Source organism: Neisseria subflava, assembly GCF_003044935.1.
GTDB lineage: Bacteria > Pseudomonadota > Gammaproteobacteria > Burkholderiales > Neisseriaceae > Neisseria > Neisseria subflava_E.
This window is the reverse complement of the sequence record NZ_POXP01000002.1, coordinates 219,351-241,400: the sequence shown is the minus strand read 5'-3', so window position 1 is coordinate 241,400 and position 22,050 is coordinate 219,351. Positions and strand designations below refer to the sequence as shown.

General features: G+C 48.3%; 21 protein-coding genes. 15 read left to right on the top strand and 6 right to left on the bottom strand.

The annotated features are described in order from the left end of the window. Positions 1-77: 77 nt before the first annotated feature. Positions 78-635: a UbiX family flavin prenyltransferase gene (locus DBY95_RS06760; RefSeq protein WP_107723815.1), complete on the top strand. Its 558-nt coding sequence runs from the start codon at positions 78-80 to the stop codon at positions 633-635. Positions 636-689: 54 nt separating this feature from the next. Further along, the gene (locus DBY95_RS06755) at positions 690-1,124 is read left to right on the top strand and encodes a pyridoxamine 5'-phosphate oxidase family protein (RefSeq protein ID WP_101755788.1); all 435 of its coding nucleotides are present in this window, start codon (positions 690-692) and stop codon (positions 1,122-1,124) included. Positions 1,125-1,177: 53 nt separating this feature from the next. On the opposite strand, the gene ppk2 is transcribed toward DBY95_RS06755, so the two are convergent. Continuing rightward, positions 1,178-2,107 (bottom strand): polyphosphate kinase 2, encoded by a 930-nt coding sequence (gene ppk2, locus DBY95_RS06750; protein ID WP_004519010.1) that lies wholly within the window; start codon positions 2,105-2,107, stop codon positions 1,178-1,180. Positions 2,108-2,273: 166 nt separating this feature from the next. Here ppk2 and DBY95_RS06745 point away from each other — a divergent pair, with 166 nt between their 5' ends. From DBY95_RS06745 to DBY95_RS06695, 11 genes are all read left to right on the top strand, one after another. Beyond that, entirely contained in the window at positions 2,274-4,058 is a 1,785-nt protein-coding gene (locus tag DBY95_RS06745) for a bifunctional chorismate-binding protein/class IV aminotransferase (RefSeq protein WP_107723814.1), read from the top strand. 101 nt (positions 4,059-4,159) lie between these two features. Next, positions 4,160-5,020 (top strand): ParB/RepB/Spo0J family partition protein, encoded by an 861-nt coding sequence (locus DBY95_RS06740; RefSeq protein WP_049323106.1) that lies wholly within the window; start codon positions 4,160-4,162, stop codon positions 5,018-5,020. A gap of 280 nt (positions 5,021-5,300) precedes the next feature. Further along, the gene (locus DBY95_RS06735) at positions 5,301-5,654 is read left to right on the top strand and encodes an ATP synthase subunit I (RefSeq protein WP_049331704.1); all 354 of its coding nucleotides are present in this window, start codon (positions 5,301-5,303) and stop codon (positions 5,652-5,654) included. Continuing rightward, on the top strand, positions 5,644-6,510 hold the full coding sequence (gene atpB / locus DBY95_RS06730; protein ID WP_003748099.1) for a F0F1 ATP synthase subunit A: 867 nt from the start codon (positions 5,644-5,646) through the stop codon (positions 6,508-6,510). Before DBY95_RS06735 ends, atpB begins: the two co-directional genes overlap by 11 nt. A 50-nt stretch (positions 6,511-6,560) precedes the next feature. Continuing rightward, positions 6,561-6,797, top strand: coding sequence for a F0F1 ATP synthase subunit C (gene atpE / locus DBY95_RS06725; RefSeq protein ID WP_004519005.1), 237 nt, complete (start codon positions 6,561-6,563; stop codon positions 6,795-6,797). 73 nt (positions 6,798-6,870) lie between these two features. Beyond that, positions 6,871-7,341: a F0F1 ATP synthase subunit B gene (locus tag DBY95_RS06720; protein ID WP_003708446.1), complete on the top strand. Its 471-nt coding sequence runs from the start codon at positions 6,871-6,873 to the stop codon at positions 7,339-7,341. Positions 7,342-7,345: 4 nt separating this feature from the next. Then, positions 7,346-7,879 carry a F0F1 ATP synthase subunit delta gene (locus DBY95_RS06715; protein ID WP_107723813.1) on the top strand — a complete coding sequence of 178 codons (534 nt, stop codon included), beginning with the start codon at positions 7,346-7,348 and terminating at the stop codon, positions 7,877-7,879. Between the two features lie 10 nt (positions 7,880-7,889). Continuing rightward, a complete protein-coding gene (gene atpA, locus DBY95_RS06710; protein WP_107723812.1) occupies positions 7,890-9,437 on the top strand; it encodes a F0F1 ATP synthase subunit alpha in 1,548 nt (515 codons plus the stop codon). Positions 9,438-9,461: 24 nt separating this feature from the next. Further along, entirely contained in the window at positions 9,462-10,337 is an 876-nt protein-coding gene (gene atpG, locus DBY95_RS06705; protein ID WP_004519003.1) for a F0F1 ATP synthase subunit gamma, read from the top strand. A gap of 38 nt (positions 10,338-10,375) precedes the next feature. Beyond that, positions 10,376-11,773, top strand: a complete 1,398-nt coding sequence (gene atpD / locus DBY95_RS06700) for a F0F1 ATP synthase subunit beta (RefSeq protein WP_003683789.1) — start codon at positions 10,376-10,378, stop codon at positions 11,771-11,773. 10 nt (positions 11,774-11,783) lie between these two features. After that, positions 11,784-12,209, top strand: coding sequence for a F0F1 ATP synthase subunit epsilon (locus DBY95_RS06695; protein ID WP_049331696.1), 426 nt, complete (start codon positions 11,784-11,786; stop codon positions 12,207-12,209). A 366-nt stretch (positions 12,210-12,575) separates the two neighbouring features. On the opposite strand, the gene DBY95_RS06690 is transcribed toward DBY95_RS06695, so the two are convergent. The 5 genes from DBY95_RS06690 to DBY95_RS06670 form a co-directional block, all read right to left on the bottom strand. Continuing rightward, a complete protein-coding gene (locus DBY95_RS06690; protein WP_107723811.1) occupies positions 12,576-14,288 on the bottom strand; it encodes a flotillin family protein in 1,713 nt (570 codons plus the stop codon). Positions 14,289-14,499: 211 nt separating this feature from the next. Beyond that, a complete protein-coding gene (locus DBY95_RS06685) occupies positions 14,500-15,165 on the bottom strand; it encodes a YqiJ family protein (protein ID WP_070826407.1) in 666 nt (221 codons plus the stop codon). A gap of 215 nt (positions 15,166-15,380) precedes the next feature. Beyond that, complete coding sequence (locus DBY95_RS06680) at positions 15,381-16,049, bottom strand: PspA/IM30 family protein (RefSeq protein WP_107723810.1); 669 nt, start codon at positions 16,047-16,049, stop codon at positions 15,381-15,383. A gap of 57 nt (positions 16,050-16,106) precedes the next feature. Then, positions 16,107-16,883 (bottom strand): hypothetical protein, encoded by a 777-nt coding sequence (locus DBY95_RS06675; protein ID WP_234394599.1) that lies wholly within the window; start codon positions 16,881-16,883, stop codon positions 16,107-16,109. Positions 16,884-16,924: 41 nt separating this feature from the next. Further along, complete coding sequence (locus DBY95_RS06670) at positions 16,925-17,425, bottom strand: hypothetical protein (protein WP_107723809.1); 501 nt, start codon at positions 17,423-17,425, stop codon at positions 16,925-16,927. Between the two features lie 181 nt (positions 17,426-17,606). Here DBY95_RS06670 and polA point away from each other — a divergent pair, with 181 nt between their 5' ends. After that, positions 17,607-20,402 (top strand): DNA polymerase I, encoded by a 2,796-nt coding sequence (gene polA, locus DBY95_RS06665; protein WP_107723808.1) that lies wholly within the window; start codon positions 17,607-17,609, stop codon positions 20,400-20,402. Positions 20,403-20,411: 9 nt separating this feature from the next. Next, the gene (locus tag DBY95_RS06660; protein ID WP_107723807.1) at positions 20,412-21,905 is read left to right on the top strand and encodes a hypothetical protein; all 1,494 of its coding nucleotides are present in this window, start codon (positions 20,412-20,414) and stop codon (positions 21,903-21,905) included. Positions 21,906-22,050 lie beyond the last annotated feature (145 nt).

Below are 22,050 nucleotides of genomic sequence, written 5' to 3'. Positions count from 1 at the left end.
AACCGCTTTTTAGCGGTTATTTTTTCGTCTTGAGAATCTGCTTTTCCTTTATTTTTAGGCCGAGACAGGGAAATACAATGAAGCGTTTGGTTGTCGGCATCAGCGGTGCCAGCGGTTTTCAGTATGGCGTGAAGGCTTTGCAGCTTTTGCGTGAGCATCAGGTAGAAACGCATTTGGTGGTTTCGCAAGGGGCGGAGATGACCCGTGCTTTGGAAACGGATTACACTAAAGAAGACGTTTATGCTTTGGCGGATGTCGTGCATTCTATCCGTAATGTCGGGGCAAGTATTGCCAGCGGTTCGTTTTTGACGGATGGAATGTTGATTGCGCCGTGTTCAATGAAAACTTTGGCTTCGGTTGCTCACGGGTTTGCCGATAATTTGCTCAGCCGTGCGGCGGATGTAACGTTGAAAGAGCGGCGCAGGCTGGTGTTGATGGTGCGTGAAGCGCCGTTAAACTTGGCACACATCGACAATATGCGCCGTGTAACAGAGATGGGCGGTATTGTGTTTCCTCCCGTTCCGGCTTTATATCAGAAGCCTGAATCCATCGAAGATATGATTACACACAGCGTCTCTCATGCTTTGGACTTGTTCGGTATTTTTCAAACCGATGCGCCGCGCTGGCAGGGCTGATGTTTCAGACGGCCTGAAAATAAATTTAATACACTGAGAAAGAGGATAAAAATCATGCAAGCGATTCCTGCCAATATCGTTAAATTTTTGAGCAATCATCATGTCGTCAGTATTGCCGCTGCGGCAGACGGCGAAGTTTGGGCGGCTTGCTGTTTTTATGTGTTTGATGAAGCCAATGCCCGCCTAATTGTGCTGACTTCTTTGAAAACAAAGCATGGCGGACTGATGAGCCGTTCTGCCAAAGTAGCCGGCACCATCGCCGGTCAGCCTGACAGTATCACGAAAATCAACGGTGTTCAGTTTGCGGCGACTGCCGCTTTGATTGAAGATGAAGCGGATTTGAAGGCGGCGCAGTCTTTATTTTACAAAGCGCATCCTGCTGCTCGAGTGATGAAAAGTGATGTCTGGGCGTTGAATTTAGATAATGTAAAATTCACTGACAATAAATTGGTATTCGCACAAAAAACGTACTGGAATCGCGAGGATTAAGAAAAGGCCGTCTGAAAGATGAAATTTCAGACGGCCTTTGGTAATGTTACAAATTAATCGTGTCCGAGCTCGACAGTTTTGTCTTTGTAACGTGTATCAGGAACCAAAACGATTTTCTCGTCCACTTTGCCGATGGCTTTCACGTCTTTGCCCGGATAGTCCAGCTGGTGCAGGAAGTAGCGGATACAGTTCAAACGTGCACGTTTTTTGTCGTCGGAGCGGATGATGACCCAAGGCGCGTCGCCGGTATGGGTGTGGAAGAACATGGCGTTTTTGGCTTCGGTGTAGTCGTCCCAGCGGTCGAGCGACTGGATGTCCACAGGGGACAGTTTCCAGTGTTTCAGTGGATCGTCACGGCGAGAGATGAAGCGACGGAGTTGTTCTTCACGGGATACGGAGAACCAGAATTTGAACAGATGGATGCCGCTGGCAACAAGCATACGTTCCAATTCAGGGGTTTGACGCATGAAGAGCAGGTATTCGTTAGGTTCGCAGAAGCCCATTACGCGTTCTACGCCGGCACGGTTGTACCATGAGCGGTCGAAGAATACCATTTCGCCTGCGGTCGGCAGGTTTTGGATGTAGCGTTGGAAATACCATTGGCCGCGTTCGGTAGTGGTTGGTTTTTCCAAAGCAACCACGCGCGCGCCACGCGGATTCAGGTGTTCCATGAAGCGTTTGATGGTACCGCCTTTACCGGCTGCGTCGCGGCCTTCAAACAGGCTGACAATACGCTGACCGGAATCTTTAACCCAGCTTTGTACTTTCAACAATTCGATTTGCAGCTTCTGTTTTTCTTTTTCGTAAACAGAGCGGCGCATACGTTGTTTGTATGGGTAGTTGGCAGGAAGCGGTGCGCTGCTGGAATCTTCGTCAGTGCCGCGTCCTTCGTGTTCCAAAACAGCCTTTTCGAATACTTGCAGCTGGTCTTGTTTCTCGCCCAGTTCAACATTCTCGAACGGTTCTAATTGGTGGTCTGCCATAAAGTCTCCTTATCGATTAAGTTTTAAATGATATGGTGTGGTATGGTTTGATTCTACCCTTTTATACTTCGTTCGACTACATAAAATTACATTCGAGTGCTTTTTTTGAATTTGTCTGCTAACTTATGTAAAAGCAGCGTATAATCAGCCTATTTGTACAGCAATCATGCCTTATTTCGCCCTGTTTGACGATGCCGTGAGCGGCCGAGCAAAACTCTATCAAAATCATGTAGAAAGCCATCGGTTTTATCATAACGAACTGGATTCGTTAACAAGTATTTTGCAAGCCGGCTGGAAAAAGGGTTTGCATGCAGTGTTGTTTGCAGACTACGAATTCGGATTGCCACTGATGGATATTTCATCCGCGCACAGTGGCAATTTGCGTTTGCACTGGTTTGCCGATTGTTCCGAAATCGATGCCGAAAGCTGGCTGGCCAATCATTTAGACGGCCTGGCGGCAGGCATCTCCACTCCCCGATTCTCCATATCCGAAGCCGATTATCTCGAGCATATCCGCCAAATCCACGAGGCCATCCGCCGTGGCGATACCTATCAAATCAATTACACCGCACGCCTGCACCTGCAAACTTACGGCAATCCGATTCAGCTTTACCGCCGTTTGCGCCAGCCTGTGCCGTATGCTGTTTTGTCTTGTCTGCCCGACGGGGCAGGGCAGGAAGCGTGGACTTTGTGTTTTTCTCCCGAACTTTTCCTCAAAATCGATTCAAACGGCCTGATTACAACCGAGCCGATGAAGGGCACTGCGCCGATTCTTCACGATGGGAAAGATGAACGCCGCGCCGTTGAATTGCAAAACGACCCGAAAAACCGCGCCGAAAATGTGATGATTGTCGATTTGTTGCGCAATGACCTCGGTAAAATCGCGCAAACAGGCAAAGTACGCGTGCCTGAACCGTTTAAAGTTTCCCGTTTCGGCAGTGTTTGGCAGATGACCAGTGCCATCGAAGCGCAGGCGCTGCCTGATGTTTCGGTTGCCGATATTCTCCGCGCAGCCTTCCCGTGCGGCAGTATTACTGGTGCGCCCAAACGCATGAGTATGCACATTATTGAGTCTCTTGAGTCCGAACCGCGTGGTTTGTACACAGGCAGCATTGGCTTTTTGCATCCGTGCGATACAGGTTTGGGGTTTGAAGGTGTGTTTAATGTTGTGATCCGCACCTTATCCCTGAAGCCCGTTTCAGACGGCCTTTATCAAGGTGTTTATGGCGTGGGTTCGGGGATTGTGATTGATAGCGACCCTGAAGCCGAATATCGCGAGTGCGGTTGGAAGGCGCGTTTTCTGAATGACTTGCGGCCTGATTTCGGTATTTTTGAAACCATGCGCGTGCAAGACAAACAATGTCGTTTGCTTGATTTGCACTTAGGCCGTCTGAATAGCTCGGCACAAGCGCTCAATCTGACTTGGCCTGAAAATACAATAGAGCAAATTCAACACTATATAGATACGTTGCCAAGTGGGTTATTTAGAGTCAAAGCAGCTTTGTTTTCAGACGGCCTTTCATTGAGCCATGGGGCTGTTTCTGAATTGGATGGGCAGCAATACGTCATCTTGAGTGAGCACACATTAAGTCAACGCGATTATCTGCGCCGCTTCAAAACCACGCGCCGTGAAATTTTTGACCAAGCATGGAAAACGGCAGAAGGGCAGGGTGCATTTGACAGCCTGTTTTTCAATTCAGACGGCCTTTTGTTAGAGGGTGGAAGAAGCAATGTGTTTGTCAAATATCAAGGACAATGGCTCACGCCGTCTTTGGATTTGGATATTTTGAACGGGGTAATGCGCCAAGCGGTATTGAAGCAGCCGCAGCTATATTTAGGTGTGGATACAATCAAGGAAACCCACATCACGCGCGCGATGTTGGAAAATGCGGAAGAAATCCGTTTGAGTAACGCTTTAAGGGGCATGTTTGCGGTTTCGCTCCGTAAATAAATGGCAATAGTCAAATCATAGTGATTCAAATTGTCGTAAAGCGGCAATATCCGATAGAATACGTCATTTCAACAATGAGGCCGTCTGAAAGGGAAAACAATATGGCAAAAGCAAAAGGTGGATTGGGGCGCGGTTTGGATTCGCTGATTTCCAATGCAGTGGACAGCAGCAGTAGCGACCGCCTGACAACGGTTGCCATCGCCGATATTCAGCCCGGCCGTTATCAGGCGCGCGTGCAAATGGATGACGAAGCCTTGCAGGAACTGGCTGACTCCATTAAAGCGCAAGGCATTATCCAGCCGGTTATCGTACGCGAACGTGGTCTGTCTCAATATGAATTGATTGCCGGCGAACGCCGTTGGCGCGCTTCCCAGTTGGCCGGTTTGACCGAAATTCCCGTCGTCATTAAAACCATCAGCGACGAAACTGCGTTGGCCATGGGTTTGATTGAAAACTTGCAACGTGAAAACCTGAATCCGATTGAAGAAGCGCAAGGTTTGAAACGCCTTGCCGACGAATTCGGCCTGACTCATGAAACCATCGCAAAAGCCGTCGGTAAAAGCCGTAGTGCCATCTCCAACAGCCTGCGCCTGTTGAGCCTGCCTGAGCCAGTTCAGGAAATGCTTTACCAACGCCGTCTGGAAATGGGTCATGCCCGTGCGTTGTTGACCTTGCATGTGGTTGACCAATTGGAGTTGGCGCAGAAAGCTGTAAAAAACGGTTGGTCAGTGCGTGAGGTAGAACGTCGCAGCCAATTGGCGCATCAAAAAGCCAAGCCCGAAGCAGCCAAAACCATCAGCCCGGATATCCGCCGCATCAATGATGCATTGACCGAGCATTTGGGCGTTAATGCCGAAGTCAAAACCAGTAATCAGAAAAAAGGCAAAATCGTGCTGCATTTTGATACGCCGGAAACATTCGAATATTTGCTGAAGCAGTTGGGCATCAATCAAGCGTTCTAACGGCTTTATAAACAGAACGGGCCGTCTGAAAAAAGTTTTTCAGACGGCCTGAATTTTTGAAAAAGCGTAGAGCGTATAAATGTTTACAATACAAATCAAAATCTTCTGTAAAATCTATGTAACAACATGTAATTTGTGTTAAACTCCGTTCCAGCAAAGATTTGTTTTATATGTGTTAATCATTTATTTGTGAAAGGTTCACAAAGATTAACATATTGCTTGACGTTAACAAACTTCTTGATTATATTAGCCTGCCTTGCTTTTTGGGGTACAAAGTACAATGAATCAGATAGTCCCATTGCAAGTGATTGTATTATTAATAATTTCAGTTGTTTGTGCGTTATTTTCCGGATTGCCCGGCTTCCTCTCTGCTTTGGCGGGAGGATTTTCGTACATTTTGCCTACCCTAGTTGCAGTTTTACTTTTAAAGTTTTCCCGACGAAATCCCGATCTGCAAAGTTCGATGTTTATCGGCGGAGAGGTTTTAAAAGTAGTGCTGTCGCTGGTATCTATGTTGGTCGTTTTTGCGATATGGCATCGATCACTGGTATTTTACCCATTTTTATTGGCGTTTCTTGGCGTCAGTCATTTGGTTTTTTTAGTATTGTTGAGAGTAAAACACTATGGCAGGTGAAACTATGACCGCTGCCGACTACATCAAGCACCACTTGCAAAGCTTGACCAGTATGTCGGATGTTACTCAGGGTCAAGGACTGAAAAACATTGCTGATTTTTCGTTCATTAACCTTGATGCAATCTTTTTTGCTGTTCTGTTGGGCGTAATCGGCAGCTTCCTTTTGTGGCGCGGTGCCAAAAAAGCGACGGCCGGTGTTCCCGGTCGTTTCCAAGCGGCTGTTGAAATTCTGTTCGAATTCGTGGATGACATGTGTAAGAGCATTATCCATAACGAACAATCGCGTAAAGCCGTTGCCCCATTGGGTCTGACCTTGTTTGTCTGGATTCTCTTGATGAACGCCATGGATATGCTGCCGGTTGATTTGCTGCCGATGGCATGGCAAGGCATTACCGGTAATCATCATGCCCTGTTGCGCGTCGTGCCGACAGCTGACTTGAATACGACTTTGGCTCTGGCGATTGGCGTATTGCTGATCTGTATTTACTACAATGTCAAAATCAAAGGCCTTGGCGGTTGGATTCACGAGTTGTTCTGCGCACCTTTCGGTCCGTGGCTTGCTCCGGCCAACTTCCTGCTGAACTTGGTAGAGTTTTTGTCCAAAACCGTATCCCACGGTATGCGGTTGTTTGGTAATATGTATGCCGGCGAGCTGGTGTTCCTGTTGATCGCTCTGTTGGGCGGTGCATGGGCGTCAACCGGCAGTGTCGAAACTTTGGATCCGATTTTATTTGTGTTCCACCTGATTGCCGGTTTGGCTTGGGCGATTTTCCACATTTTGGTCATCACCTTGCAGGCATTTATTTTCATGGCGTTGGCGTTCGTATATATCGGACAGGCGCATGATGCACACTAATCAAGTAGTTTTTTTGTAGTTTAACCTTTACTATTTTAAGGAGTTTAAAAATGGGTTTGATTGCTATCGCATGTGGTTTGATCGTTGCCTTGGGCGCATTGGGTGCCTCTATCGGTATCGCAATGGTTGGTTCTAAATACTTGGAATCTTCTGCTCGCCAACCTGAGCTGATCGGTCCTCTGCAAACCAAACTGTTCTTGATCGCTGGTCTGATCGACGCGGCTTTCTTGATCGGTGTGGCTATTGCCCTGTTGTTCGCCTTCGTTAACCCGTTTAGTGGTGCGTAATCAAGACGGAGCGATCCGTTCAGATACAGGCTTGCCGTCTGTTTGATTAACCCAGATACGAAGGTTAAGTAACGTGAATATTAATGCAACCTTATTTGCGCAAATCCTAGTTTTCTTTGGCTTGGTATGGTTTACGATGAAATTCGTATGGCCTCCGATCGCCAAAGCATTGGATGAGCGTGCCGCAAAAATCGCCGAAGGCTTGGCTGCTGCCGAGCGCGGTAAGAGCGATTTTGAGCAGGCAGAGAAAAAAGTTGCAGAACTTATGGCCGAAGGGCGTAATCAGGTAACCGAAATGGTTGCCAACGCCGAAAAACGTGCTGCAAAAATTGTAGAAGAAGCCAAAGAGCAAGCTTCTCATGAAGCAGCACGCATTGCAGCCCAAGCAAAAGCTGATGTAGAGCAAGAAGTTAACCGTGCACGCGAAGTGTTGCGCGAACAGGTCGCTTCATTGGCTGTTAAAGGTGCGGAATCTATCCTGCGTAAAGAAGTCGATGCTTCCAAACATGCAGATCTGCTCAGTGCCTTAAAACAGGAGCTGTAATCTTATGGCAGAGTTCGCAACGATTGCCAGACCTTATGCGAAAGCATTGTTTAGTCTGGCTCAGGAAAAAAACCAAATCGAGTCTTGGTTGGGCGAACTGAAAGAACTCGCAGCGGTTGTTCAAGATGAGAAAGTCATTGCTTTCATCGAGCAACCGGAAACGGGAGCTTCCGAAAAAGCAGAAACGCTCAAAGGTCTTGTCGGTATCAAAAATGTCGAATTGGCAAATTTCATTACCGTTTTGGCCGAGCAAAAGCGTTTGCTGGTATTGCCGGAAATTTATGCCCAATATCAAGATTTGACCTTGATACACAACAATACGAAATCGGCAGTAATTTACAGCGCGTATGAGCTCAGTTCTCAGCAGCTGGCCGATGTTGCCGATATCCTGACAAAACGCTTTAACAGCAAATTGGATGTGGTAGCTAAAGTTGCCCCTGAATTAATCGGCGGCATCAAAGTAGAAGTGGGTGATCAGGTCTTGGATTTGTCCGTACAAGGCAAACTGAATGCTTTGTATGCGACTATGACAAATTAGGAGAGTTTTCATGCAGCTTAATCCTGCTGAAATTAGCGATTTGATTAAAGCCAAAATCGAAAATCTGTCCGTCAATGCAGAAGTGCGTACCCGTGGTACCGTTGTTTCTGTTACAGACGGCATTGTGCGCATTCATGGCTTGTCAGACGCGATGCAAGGTGAGATGCTCGAATTCCCCGGTAACACTTTCGGTCTAGCCATGAACTTGGAGCGCGACTCCGTCGGTGCCGTAGTGTTGGGTGAGTACGAACACATTAAAGAAGGCGATACAGTTACCTGTACCGGCCGTATTTTGGAAGTGCCGATTGGTCGCGAACTGGTTGGCCGCGTGGTTGATGCATTGGGTCGTCCTATCGATGGTAAAGGTCCAATCAACACAACATTGACTGCTCCAATCGAGAAAATTGCACCAGGTGTGATTGCGCGTAAATCGGTTGACCAACCAATGCAAACCGGCCTGAAAGCTATTGACTCTATGGTTCCGGTTGGTCGTGGCCAACGTGAGTTGATCATTGGTGACCGTCAAACCGGTAAAACTGCCGTAGCACTGGATGCCATCGTTAACCAAAAAGGTACAGGCGTAATCTGTATTTATGTGGCTATCGGTCAAAAAGCATCTTCTATTGCCAACGTAGTACGCAAATTGGAAGAGCATGGCGCGATGGAGCATACTATCGTGGTTGCTGCGACTGCTTCTGAAGCCGCTGCACTGCAATACATCGCTCCTTACTCCGGTTGTACCATGGGTGAATTCTTCCGTGACCGTGGTGAAGATGCGTTGATTGTATACGATGACTTATCTAAACAAGCCGTTGCATATCGTCAAATTTCCCTGCTGTTGCGCCGTCCTCCTGGCCGTGAAGCCTATCCTGGCGACGTATTCTACCTGCACTCCCGTCTGTTGGAACGTGCAGCCCGCGTCAGCGAAAACGAAGTTGAAAAACTGACTAATGGCGAAGTAAAAGGCAAAACTGGTTCTCTGACTGCGTTGCCAATTATTGAAACCCAGGCCGGTGACGTATCAGCATTCGTACCAACCAACGTAATTTCGATTACAGACGGACAAATCTTCTTGGAAACCGACTTGTTCAACGCCGGTATCCGTCCTGCAATCAATGCCGGTATTTCCGTATCGCGCGTAGGTGGTGCAGCACAAACCAAAGTCATCAAAAAACTGGGTGGCGGTATCCGTTTGGCGTTGGCACAGTACCGTGAATTAGCGGCGTTCTCGCAATTTGCTTCCGATTTGGACGAAGCAACACGCAAACAGCTGCAACACGGTGAAGTGGTTACTGAATTGATGAAACAAAAACAATTCAGCACATTGAACACTGCCGAAATGGCATTGACTTTGTGGGCGATCAACAACGGTTCTTACGCAGATGTTCTGGTATCCAAAGCCTTGGCTTTCGAAGCAGAATTCTTGAGTTTCGTACGTACGCAACATCCTGAGGTTCTGGAAGCGATTAATGCATCAGGCGCAATGTCTGACGAAAGCGAAAAAGCATTGACCGAAGCCATGAAATCTTTCAAATCTTCTTACGCTTATCAAGCATAAGTATTGAGATGAAAGGAGTCTGAAATGGCAGTCGGAAAAGAGATTCTCACCAAAATCCGTAGTGTTCAAAATACCCAAAAGATCACTAAAGCGATGCAAATGGTGTCGACCTCTAAAATGCGGAAGACTCAAGACCGGATGCGCTTAGCGCGTCCGTACGCCGAAAAAGTGCGTACAGTGATGAGCCATCTTGCACAGACTAATGCCGATCATGGTATCAAATTGTTGGAGCCGCACCGCGAAGTGCGTCGTGCCGGTTTCATTTTGATTACCTCGGATAAAGGTTTGTGCGGTGGCTTGAACGCAAACGTACTGAAAAAGTTTTTGGCGCAAGTTCAAGAGTATCAGGAACAAGGTATCGAAGTCGAAGTCGTGTGCCTGGGTAGTAAAGGTTTGGCTGCATGCCAAAGCATCGGTTTGAATGTTATTGCTAGCGCAACCAATTTGGGTGATACCCCAAAAATGGAATTGCTGCTCGGCCCTCTGACCGAAATCTTCCAACGTTATGAGAAGCATGAATTAGACCGTATCCATATGGTTTACTCACGTTTCGTCAATACAATGCGCCAAGAGCCGCGTATGGAAGTTTTGCTGCCTATCGGTGAAAACGTTATTGACGACGGAACAGGTCATTCTTCATTTACTTGGGAATACCTCTATGAGCCGAGTCCTATCGCCGTATTGGAATATTTGGTTCGCCGCTATTTAGAGTCTGTGGTTTATCAGGCATTGAGCGACAACATGGCATCTGAACAAGCCGCGCGTATGGTAGCGATGAAAGCCGCAACCGACAACGCAGGCAATGCCATCAAAGAATTGCGCTTGGTGTACAACAAATCGCGTCAAGCCGCGATTACCACAGAATTGTCAGAAATTGTAGCAGGTGCAGCGGCAGTTTAATGCCGTCTGAAGCCTGAACAGGAAATTAGGATACGATAATGAGCCAAGGCAAAATCGTACAAGTTATTGGTGCGGTGGTTGACGTGGAATTTCCACGCGACGCTATCCCGCATGTTTACGATGCCCTGAAATTGGACGAGAACGGTCTGACTCTGGAAGTTCAACAGCTTCTGGGTGACGGCGTTGTCCGTACTATTGCAATGGGTAGTTCAGACGGCCTGAAACGTGGCATGTCTGTAAGCAATACTGGTGCGCCAATCACTGTGCCGGTAGGTAAAGGTACATTGGGTCGTATTGTCGACGTATTGGGTACGCCTGTTGATGAAGCAGGTCCGATCGATACCGACAAGAGCCGCGCCATTCACCAAACTGCTCCGAAATTCGACGAGTTGTCTTCAACTACCGAATTGCTGGAAACCGGTATTAAAGTGATCGACTTGCTGTGTCCGTTTGCTAAGGGCGGTAAAGTAGGTCTGTTCGGTGGTGCCGGTGTGGGCAAAACCGTGAACATGATGGAATTGATTAATAACATCGCCAAAGCGCACAGCGGTCTGTCCGTGTTCGCAGGTGTGGGTGAACGTACCCGTGAAGGTAACGACTTCTACCACGAGATGAAAGATTCCAACGTATTGGATAAAGTAGCCATGGTGTATGGCCAAATGAACGAACCTCCAGGTAACCGTCTGCGCGTTGCTTTGACCGGTTTGACCATGGCCGAATACTTCCGTGACGAAAAAGACGAAAACGGTAAAGGTCGCGACGTATTGTTCTTCGTTGACAACATCTACCGTTACACTCTGGCCGGTACTGAAGTATCTGCACTGTTGGGCCGTATGCCTTCTGCAGTGGGTTACCAACCGACATTGGCTGAAGAAATGGGTCGTTTGCAAGAGCGTATTACCTCTACCCAAACCGGTTCCATTACTTCCATCCAAGCCGTATATGTACCTGCGGATGACTTGACTGACCCATCTCCAGCGACAACTTTCGCCCACTTGGACGCGACCGTCGTATTGAGCCGTGATATTGCATCTTTGGGTATTTACCCGGCAGTTGACCCGCTTGACTCTACTTCACGCCAATTGGATCCGATGGTATTGGGTCAAGAGCACTACGACGTAGCGCGCGGTGTACAGTCTACTCTGCAAAAATACAAAGAATTGCGCGACATTATCGCCATTCTGGGTATGGACGAATTGTCTGACGAAGACAAACTGACTGTGATGCGTGCCCGTAAAATCCAACGCTTCCTGTCTCAACCGTTCCACGTTGCCGAAGTATTTACCGGTTCTCCAGGCAAATACGTTTCATTGCGTGACACCATCGCCGGCTTTAAAGCCATCTTGAACGGCGAATACGACCATCTGCCTGAACAAGCGTTCTATATGGTAGGCGGCATCGAAGAAGCGGCTGAGAAAGCGAAAACCTTAAACTAAGGAGGCCGGCATGAGCACCATGCAAGTTGAAGTGGTTAGTAGCGAGCAAAACATCTATTCGGGCGAGGCCAGCTTTGTGGTGGTTCCGACCGTTCAAGGTGAGCTTGGTATTTATCCACGACACGAGCCGATTATGAGTTTGGTACGCCCCGGCGCATTGCGTTTGACTGTTCCGGGTGAAGCTGAAGAAGTGCTGGTTGCTGTTTCCGGCGGTGTTTTAGAAGTACAGCCTGACAAGATTACCGTATTGGCAGACGTTGCCGTCCGCAGTACCGAAATGGATCAGGCGCGTGCTGAAGCAGCTAAAAAAGCAGCCGAGGCAGGTGTTTCTGCAGCCAAAGATGATAAATCTCTGGCCGAAGCGCACAAAGCATTGGCAGCAGCCATTGCCCAGCTGAAAACTTTGGACTACCTTCGTTCGCAAAAAAACAAGTAATGTGGGTTCATCAAGAAAAAGCACAACAAAATGTTGTGCTTTTTTATTTGCCTGAAGATAAGCGGTTTGATATTAAAATGTCGATAGATGAGTAGATGGCAAGCTTGAAATCGAAACGGTAGAACCGGCTTTTATGACTAAATTGTTGGTGGATCATTATTGAAGCAGTTAGCCTTGTGATTCACATTTAAAATAGCCCCCAATCTTTTAACCTCAAAAACAGATTGGATAATTCCTAATTTATTGCAACCGCAATAGTATTGAATTTATCAGTATTGAAAATATTAGCGTTTTTCTGAGCTTGTATACAAAAAAGGCCGTCTGAAAAGTTTCAGACGGCCTTTAAATCATTATTGCGGCATTCGTTTATGATTGGTCGATGGTTTTATCCAGTCCTTGGGTCAGACCGTTGATATCGCCACCATTCAGTCCCAACTCTTTCAAGAGACCGTCGACCAACGGGGCTTGGCTGCGGTAGCGCAGGGCGCTGTTGACCATTTGGTCTGCAAGGCTGGCTTGTGTGGTTTGGCTGTCTGAAACACCTTCAGTACCGTTTGCACCACTGGCAAAGCCACCTAGACCATTGACTTGCAAAATCTTGATGTCTTCGATTTTTTCCATCGGGCGGACGGATTCGCGGATGATGTCAGGCAGATGTTTCAAGAGGGCAAGGCGGACTTGCATTTCAACCTGTTCAACGCTCAGGACGTTGGCAGCTTCGTTCACAGCGCGTGTACCTTCTGCATCAACCTTGTATTGTTGCTCTTGCGCTTGTGCCAACAGAATTTTGGCATCGGCCTCACCTTTGGCTTGCAGGCGGTGTTTTTCGGCTTCTGCTTCGGCGGCAATGCGCACTGCTTCAGCGCGGTCTTGTGCAGCTTGTTTTTCAGCTTCAGCGGCAACAGTGAGCGAAATCGCATCTTTTTGCGCGGCTTCTTCTGCGACAATCAATTCAACCGCTTTGGCACGCTCGGCGCGTTCGGTTTCGCGTACGGTAATCACGCTCTCTTCTTCGCGAACGGCGGCGGCGCGGGCTTTGTCGGCTTCGGCCTTGGCTTCGGATTCGGCACGCGATTTTTCAGCAACGGCGATGGCGCGGTCTTGCTCGGCCAATTCGATGGCTTTACGGCGTTCAACCTCTGCCTGCTCAACGGCTTGTGCTTTTCTAATGTCTTCGTTTTTAATATCGCGTTCGGCGGCAATGCGTTTCAAATCCACTTCGCGTTCGGCGGCAATTTTCGCTTCTTCCGCTTCACGTTTTTTCTGAGATTCTTGCTCGGCAATGCTGGCCTCTTGTTCGGCGCGGCGGACGGCAATCTCACGCTCTTGTTCGAGTTTGGCGTATTCTTCTTCGCGCGAGATTTTCAGGCGTTGCTGCTCGGCTTCGAGGTTTTTGGTTTTGATTGCCAAGTCGGTGTCTTGTTCGATTTCGTTACGTTTTTTGCGGCGGCCTTCGATGGTTTCGGTCAGTTTGGTCAAACCTTCCGCGTCAAAGGCGTTTTGCGGGTTAAAGAACTCAAAGCTGGTTTGGTCGAGGCCGGTCAGGGAAACGGTTTCGAGTTCGAGACCGTTTTTGAACAAGTCTTCACTCACGACTTGTTGCACTTTCTGAACGAAATCAACACGTTTTTCATGCAGTTCTTCCATCGCCATTTCGGCGGCAACGGCGCGCAGAGCGTCAACGAATTTACCTTCGACGAGGTCTTTCAACTCATCGGGAGACATGGTTTTCATACCCAGCGTTTGTGCGGCGGTCGCAATGCTCTCGGCGCTGGGTTTAACGCGGACGTAAAATTCCGCCATTACGTCAACGCGCATACGGTCGCGGGTAATCAGCGCTTGTTGGGCAGCGCGGCGCACTTCAAGGCGCAGTGTATTCATGTTGACGGGGATGATTTCGTGCAATACGGGCAGCACCATCGCACCGCCGTTCATAATGACTTTTTCGCCACCAAAACCGGTGCGGACAAATGAAACTTCTTTGCTGGCACGGCGATACAGACGGGTCAGGATGAGGCCGAGTACAAACAGCGCGACGAGTATGACGCCGGCGATAGTGCCGATGGAGACCAAGTTCATGGTTTTTCCTTTCTTCTTGTTAATATGCCTTTGGGGGCGGTGGATTCAGAAGGCTTTGAGGGAGAGAGGCCGTCTGAAAGGGTTAAAAATATGGGTTGAAATAATAGGGTGGTTGTTTTTCTGATTGTTATTTCAAATTTCTAAATGGTGAGGATAGGGCGGTGAAGCATCTATTTTTACCGTATCGATAAATCAGAAGTTTCAGACGGCCTTAATCTACCAAGCTGCCGCTCGGATTCAAAATCGCTTTAAATGTATTTCCGTCCAACGACACCAGCAATACCGCATCACCTTGTTTTAATACATCTTCAGAGTCAGGCTCTACCATCACATAATGCTGTTGGCCGTAAGCATCTTTCACGCGCACCTGCGCCGCATTGCCTACCCGAGCTTCGCCCAATACCACCGTGCCGACGCGGCCGATTAAACTTTCCTGCAAAACGGCAGTGGTTTCATCTTTCGGCATAATTTTGTACAAACCGCTAGCCGTTACCCGCACTAAGGGCAGGGAAATAAACCAAACGATGACTGCTGCCAGCGTGCCATTCAGGTAGCTGCCGAATACAGTGGCAAAGGCCGTCTGAAACAGATAACCCGTCAGTCCGTATACGGCAAGAAACACCACCATTAACATCAACACCGGGATACGTCCGACATACAGCCAACTCAGGAAACGCACGAATATGCCTGCGTCCGCCACATCCAATCCGACTTCGGCGTGCGCGGTTTCGGTCAGGCTGTCGGGCAACAGGTTGTCCAACCAGTCGCTGATACCGCCTGCCAGCATGGAAATGACTTCAAACACACCGAGCAAAACCATCAGCGCAATGGCAATGCCGAAGATTTCAGTTTCGGGGGCGTTGATTAGATTCCACATAATTGCATTTCCTTATTCTTTTTAATTTTCAGACGGCATATATTTTATTTTAAAGTTAAGCCGATTGGATATGGGTATTTTTATTAATTTGTCGTAACTGACAGGATTTTTCCCAATCCGGCATCTTTTTGTTATTGAAGCGTGTATGGTTTTCTTTTTTCAGACGGCCCCGTGAAGATAAAGGCCGTCTGAAACCGCGATTTTCTCAATATAGCTTATGATTTCGCTTTCAATGCCGCCAATCTTTCGGCAATGCGGTTGTTGCGGCTTAAGTCTTCCAGTTCTTTCAGCTTGGCCAACTGCGCCGCATCGGTGCTGCTGTGTACTGAGTTTTGGCGACCCATCACACGGTCGAAAGCGTTGCCGCTTTTTTCGGCATCACGGACAATGCGATTGAGGTCGCTGCCGTTGCCACCGGCTGTTTTGCCTGTGCCCATGCTTTGCTGTGTGGCACGCCAGTCTTGCAACTGCTGCTGCATCTCGCGTTTTTTCGCCTGCAAGGCGGCGATAAAGCCTTCGAGCTCTTTTTCTTGTGCGGCACAATCGGCAATGGTATTTTCCAAGATGGGCAGACGCGCTTCGATGTCTATCTGTTCGGCGATACCTGCTTCGGCAAGGTCATCGCGACCGGCATCTACGGCGGCTTGCAGATTGGCATCGATGGCCTCGTGGCGGTTGCTTTCATCGACCATTTTCTTGGCGGCAAGGTGTTTCTGCGCCAACACTTTGCCCAATTCAGCACGCACTTCATCTACTGCGCGCTCGATTTCGCGGATGCTTTCGTTCATGACCGCTTCAGGCGCAAGGTTTTCCGCCGCATCAATCAGGGCATGAAAACCGCCGCTTACCAGACGGCCTACTCGGCGGGATAGGGTTTCGCTCATTTGGATTTTCCTTTCTTTATGAAATCATGAGAAATTTTGTGTTTAGCCGGCATCCGATTACGCCAACCAGTCGTAACATTGCTCCCATGGCAATGTTTCGTTTTCGTCTTCTTTGCCTTCCAGCAGGGCTTGTTCTAAAGCTCGTCTGAATGTGGCGCGGGTATCCGGGTGGGTAAACCAAGCCGACAGTTGGGTGTCGAATTGCGTTCTATTCGGACAATGCTCGGGCAGATAGCAGACTTTGTACCAATCCGGCTTGTCGCTTCCATACGGAATTTCTAAGTACAAGTCGATAAATTCGCGTAAAGCTGCCGTTTTATCTGCCTGTTCCGTCCACAATGCCAGCAGTGCGTCGATAACATCCAATCCGGCAAATTGAAACATATTCAGCCAAACGACCAAGCAGCCTTCGTAGCGTGGCGCAGTCAGTTGCGAGTCAAACCAAGCGACGGCGAAACGTTTTAGCCAATCGATTTCTTCTTCTGTCCAGCATTCAGGTAAATCACAATGCAATTTATCGAGCAATGTTTCATCAAGAGATCGGACATCTTCTTTGTTGACCAAAGCCTGCAAAATACGCGGCAGAAAATGCTTCATGTCTAAAGCTGTCGCGGCTCCATCGTCTAAAGGCGCGCTGCCCAAATACGCTTGCAACATATCAGCAGGAATTTCGCGTAACGGATATTCCAACAACGTCTGTTGGAAATCCTCGGGAGAACAGCTATTGCAAGTGCAGATATTCAGCGGGAAGCGCACGCTGTAAGGTGCAAATAATTCGTATGCTTCTGCTATCCATTTTTCCATCTTGTCGCTTCTGTCTTCGATGTTGAGCATTGGTATTTAGGAATGGGGGAAGGGGCGTTGTTCAGACGGCCTTAAACTTCATTTGCCTGTTGCACAATCTTCGCCAGTCTCAAAGTATTTTCAAGCTGTTGCAACACGCTGTCGTCGTATGCCGCGCCTTTGCCGGTTACGGCGAGTTGCAGGATGCTGTCAGTCAGGCGGACGATGCGCCACATCAGTTCGCGCTCGTATTTTTTCAAATCGTCGAGGTCAGCTTCTTCGGGCAGGTCGGCAGCGAGTGTTGCGCCTAAGTCGGGCAGTTGTTCAAACAACCTCGCCACGATATGCGAATGCACTCCGGCCTGTTTTTCAGCGTGCAAGATTTCGTGTTTTGCCGCTTGGAAAAACTGCTCCTGCGCCGTCAGTGCGGAGCCGTAATCGCGTGTCTGCGTATGCGCCAAGCGTGCCAGCTTGAGCAATTCGCGGATTTTTTCAGACGGCGTATTCGCACCTTCGATTTTAAGTTCGGCAATAAAATCAGCATCTTCCTGAGTGATGCGCACACTAATTGGGATACGGTTCGTTGCATTCATATTCGTTTGATTTGGTTTGTATTCATTTGAATACAAATATACAAGATGGGATTCTGAGGCGCAATACCTGAAACCGTATATTTATGTAAACATCAGGCCGTCTGAAACTTGATTTTCGGTTTTCAGACGGCCTTTTCCTTTATAATCCGTACATTATTTTCATACACACAGCAGGTTCTCCATGTCCAACAAACCCACACTCCTTCTCGTTGACGGCTCTTCTTATCTTTACCGCGCCTATCATGCTATGGGGCAGAATTTGTCTGCGCCAGACGGTGCGCCGACTGGGGCGATGTACGGTGTGTTGAACATGCTGCGCCGGTTGAGGGCGGATTATGTACACGACTATTGCGCAGTGGTGTTTGATGCGAAGGGCAAGAATTTCCGCCACGAGATGTTCCCCGACTATAAGGCGACGCGCCCGCCGATGCCGGACGATTTGCGCCCGCAGGCGGAAGCCTTGCCGGATTTGGTGCGCCTGATGGGCTGGCCGGTATTGGTGATTCCGCAGGTAGAAGCGGACGACGTTATCGGAACTTTGGCTAAGATGGCTAGCGAAGCAGGGTGGAACGTGGTGGTATCCACCGGCGATAAGGACATGGCGCAGTTGGTAAACGAGCGCGTGACGCTGGTGAACACGATGAGCGGCGAAACGCTGGACATTGAAGGCGTGAAGGAAAAATTCGGCGTGCGCCCCGACCAGATTCGCGATTATCTCGCGTTGATGGGTGACAAAGTGGACAATGTGCCGGGCGTGGAGAAGTGCGGCCCGAAAACCGCGGTGAAATGGCTGGAAGCCTACGGCTCGCTGGCCGGCGTGATGGAACACGCTGGCGAAGTCAAAGGCAAGGTCGGCGAAAACCTGCAAGCCGCTTTGGAACAACTGCCGCTGTCGTATGACTTAGTAACGATTAAAACCGATGTGGATTTGCACACCGAGCTTTCAGACGGCCTCGAAAGCCTGCGCCGCACTACGCCTAAATGGGCGCAGCTGGTTGTCGATTTCAAACGCTGGGGCTTCCGCACTTGGCTGAAAGAGGCGGAAAGCCGTATGCACGAAGCGCAAAACACTGATTTGTTCGGTAGCGAGCATATCGGCGAACAAGCCGCATTGGCGATGGAAACGCAGCCTGAAAAACAACCCGAACTCGCTCCAGCCCCTGAAAAACTGGATTATCAAGCCGTTACCACCGAAGCTCAGTTTGCCGCCTTGTTGGACAAACTGGCTCAGGCGGACAAAATCGGCATCGATACGGAAACCACGTCCCTAGACGCGATGAACGCCGCGCTGGTCGGTATCAGCATCGCGTTCCAAGCAGGGGAGGCGGTTTACATCCCCGTAGGACACAGCCTGACTGCCGTACCCGAACAGCTTGATTTACAAGACGTATTAGGCCGTCTGAAACCGCATTTGGAAAACCCCGCCCTGAAAAAAATCGGGCAAAACCTCAAATACGACCAACACGTTTTCGCCAACTACGACATCGCCCTGAACGGCATTGCCGGCGATTCCATGCTCGCTTCCTACATCATCGAGAGCCATCTGGGACACGGTTTGGACGAATTGTCCGAACGATGGCTCGGCTTGGAAACCATTACCTACGAATCGCTGTGTGGCAAAGGCGCGAAGCAAATCAGTTTTGCCGATGTCGCCATCGGGCAGGCGACCGAATACGCCGCCCAAGACGCCGATTTCGCCCTGCGCCTCGAAGCGCACCTGCGCGCGCAAATGGACGCCAAACAGCTTGAAATGTATGAAAAAATGGAGCTGCCCGTCGCGCAGGTATTGTTTGAAATGGAACGCAACGGCGTGCAAATCGACCGCGCCGAACTCGCCCGTCAAAGCGCGGAACTCGGCGCCGAGCTGATGAAGCTCGAACAAGAAGCTTATGCCGCCGCAGGCCAGCCGTTCAACCTCAACTCGCCCAAACAGCTTCAAGAAATCCTGTTCGACAAAATGGGCATTCCCACCAAAGGCCTGAAAAAAACCGCCAAAGGCGGCATTTCCACCAACGAAGCCGTGCTCGAACAGCTCGCGCCCGACTATCCATTGCCCAAAATCATCCTGCAAAACCGCAGCCTGGCGAAACTCAAATCCACCTATACCGACAAACTGCCCGAAATGATTTCTCCTAAAGACGGCCGCGTGCATACCACTTACGCCCAAGCCGTCGCCATTACCGGCCGCCTCGCCAGCAACAACCCCAACCTGCAAAACATCCCCATCCGCACCGTAGAAGGCCGCCGCGTGCGCCGCGCCTTCACCGCACCGCAAGGCAGCGTCATCGTTTCCGCCGACTATTCCCAAATCGAGCTGCGCATCATGGCGCACCTCTCCGGCGACAAAACCCTGATTACCGCGTTCCAAAACGGAGAAGACGTACACCGCCGTACCGCCGCCGAAGTGTTCGGCATCTCCCCCGAAAACGTCTCGTCCGAACAACGCCGCTACGCCAAAACCATCAACTTCGGCCTCATTTACGGCATGGGCCAATACGGCCTTGCCAAATCATTGGGCATCGACAACATCTCCGCCAAAAACTTTATCGACCGTTACTTCGCCCGCTACCCCGGCGTCGCCGAATACATGCAGCGCACCAAAGAACAAGCCGCCGCCCAAGGCTTCGTCGAAACCCTGTTCGGCCGCCGCCTCTACCTACCCGACATCCATAACAAAAACGCCAATGCCCGCGCCGGAGCCGAACGCGCCGCCATCAACGCCCCCATGCAAGGCACCGCGTCTGACCTCATCAAACGCGCCATGATAGACGTGTCCCGCTGGCTGGCTTCAGATGACCTGAAGAGCAAGCTGATTATGCAGGTGCATGATGAATTGGTGTTGGAAGTACCTGAAGTCGAGCTGGATTTGGTCAAAGAAAAACTGCCGCAGATTATGGCGAAAGTGGATGAAGGGAAGTTGAACGTGCCGCTGGTGGCAGAAGTGGGCGTGGGGATGAATTGGGAAGAAGCGCATTGAGGAAGTAGTATGTATTTTAATCGCTATATTTTTGATTGTTATCTGCAAACTGATTCAGCAAGAGAAACTAAAAACTTTTTTGAGAATTTATCTGTATGGGTAAAAGAAGAAAAATGGAAGGAAATATACTCTTACTTATTTAAGCAAGGATATACACAGGAAAGCGAAGGTTATTGGATAGAAACTTTTGTCTTTATACAAAACCTATTAGAAAATTTTTCAGATTGGGAACGTGCTGAGAATATTGAGCAGGCAATTGAAAAGTTTGAAGGATTTGTTGATTCTTTTCTTGCTGAGAGTGATAAAAAGGAATGTAGGAACAAATTGGCATGGTTAGATGGAATTTCATTGTTTTTGTATCTAAAAGACCCTGAACATTATATTCCGTACTTTTTTACTAACCGGTTTTTCTTGTTGGAAAGAGTTTTCCAGTCATTTGATATACCTTTGCCAATACTGCCAAGTAAACAGAAATACCGTGATCGTTTCTTTTACTATGGAAATTTATGCCGAGATATTTACGAATTTCGGAAAAAATATTCATTAGACTATATAGAATTAAGTTGTTTTCTATATGATTTTTCGTTAAAAACCCTACCTGACTTTATCAATACCGATGAATTGCCTGATGCGATCAATATTTATATCAGCGGAGGAACCAAAGAGGATACGGATTTATTAAGCAAGAATGGGGAAAAATATCAAACTTTTTGGCAGGGAAATTCACAAACGAAAATAGGGGATATTATTTTATTGTATAGTTTGTCCCCGTATAGTGGATTGACGGCTATCTTCCGCGCGGTATCTCCTACCTACTATGATCCATTTAGTTACTATCCTGAACGAGTTTGGGTAGGCTTTCCCATAGTCATTCCAACGATTCATTTATCTGAATTGAAAAGTAACCCAGTTTGGAAAGAAAAAGGTTTGGTTAAAGCCAATATGCAAGGAGTGAATGGAAGGGAATGCACATCAGATGAATACAATGCAATCATAGAGATTTTAAAATCTAAAAACTTTGATATTTCTATACTGCCAAAATTACCATTTTTAGACGAGCCTGATTTTGGCAATTTAAGTAATGAACGGGATGTAGAAATTACTTTACTTGAACCGTTGTTGAAACAATTAGGTTTTGATGAAGATGATTGGCTAAGGCAGATGACTTTAAGAATGGGGCGTAATGATCGTGTTTTTCCTGATTATGCCCTATTTGCAAATGATCGACGTGGAGAAGAGAATGCTCGATTTATTTGGGAAGCCAAATATCGTATTGCTAATGAAAGACAGCTAAAAGATGCCTTCCTGCAGGCAAAGTCTTATGCTTTGCGTTTGGGGTGTGATGGCTTTGGCTTGGTTGCGCTTGAAGGGGTATGGATTTCAACTCGGCAAGATGACTTTAAGTGGGAGCGATTGCATAAGTTTTCTTGGAGTGAATTGAAACAAAAAGAAAATTTTTCAAGATTGACAGGATTGGCAGATAAACGTGTATTGATTAAGTAGTTGTAGATTGAATTCAAAATATATCCAAGTTCGTCTGAAAACCTTTCAAGGTTTTCAGACGATGTTATATTCAACATTACTAGATTTTAAGAATTTGATTTAATGGCAACCACCATTTCAATGGGTGTAATTAAAAAATAATTAT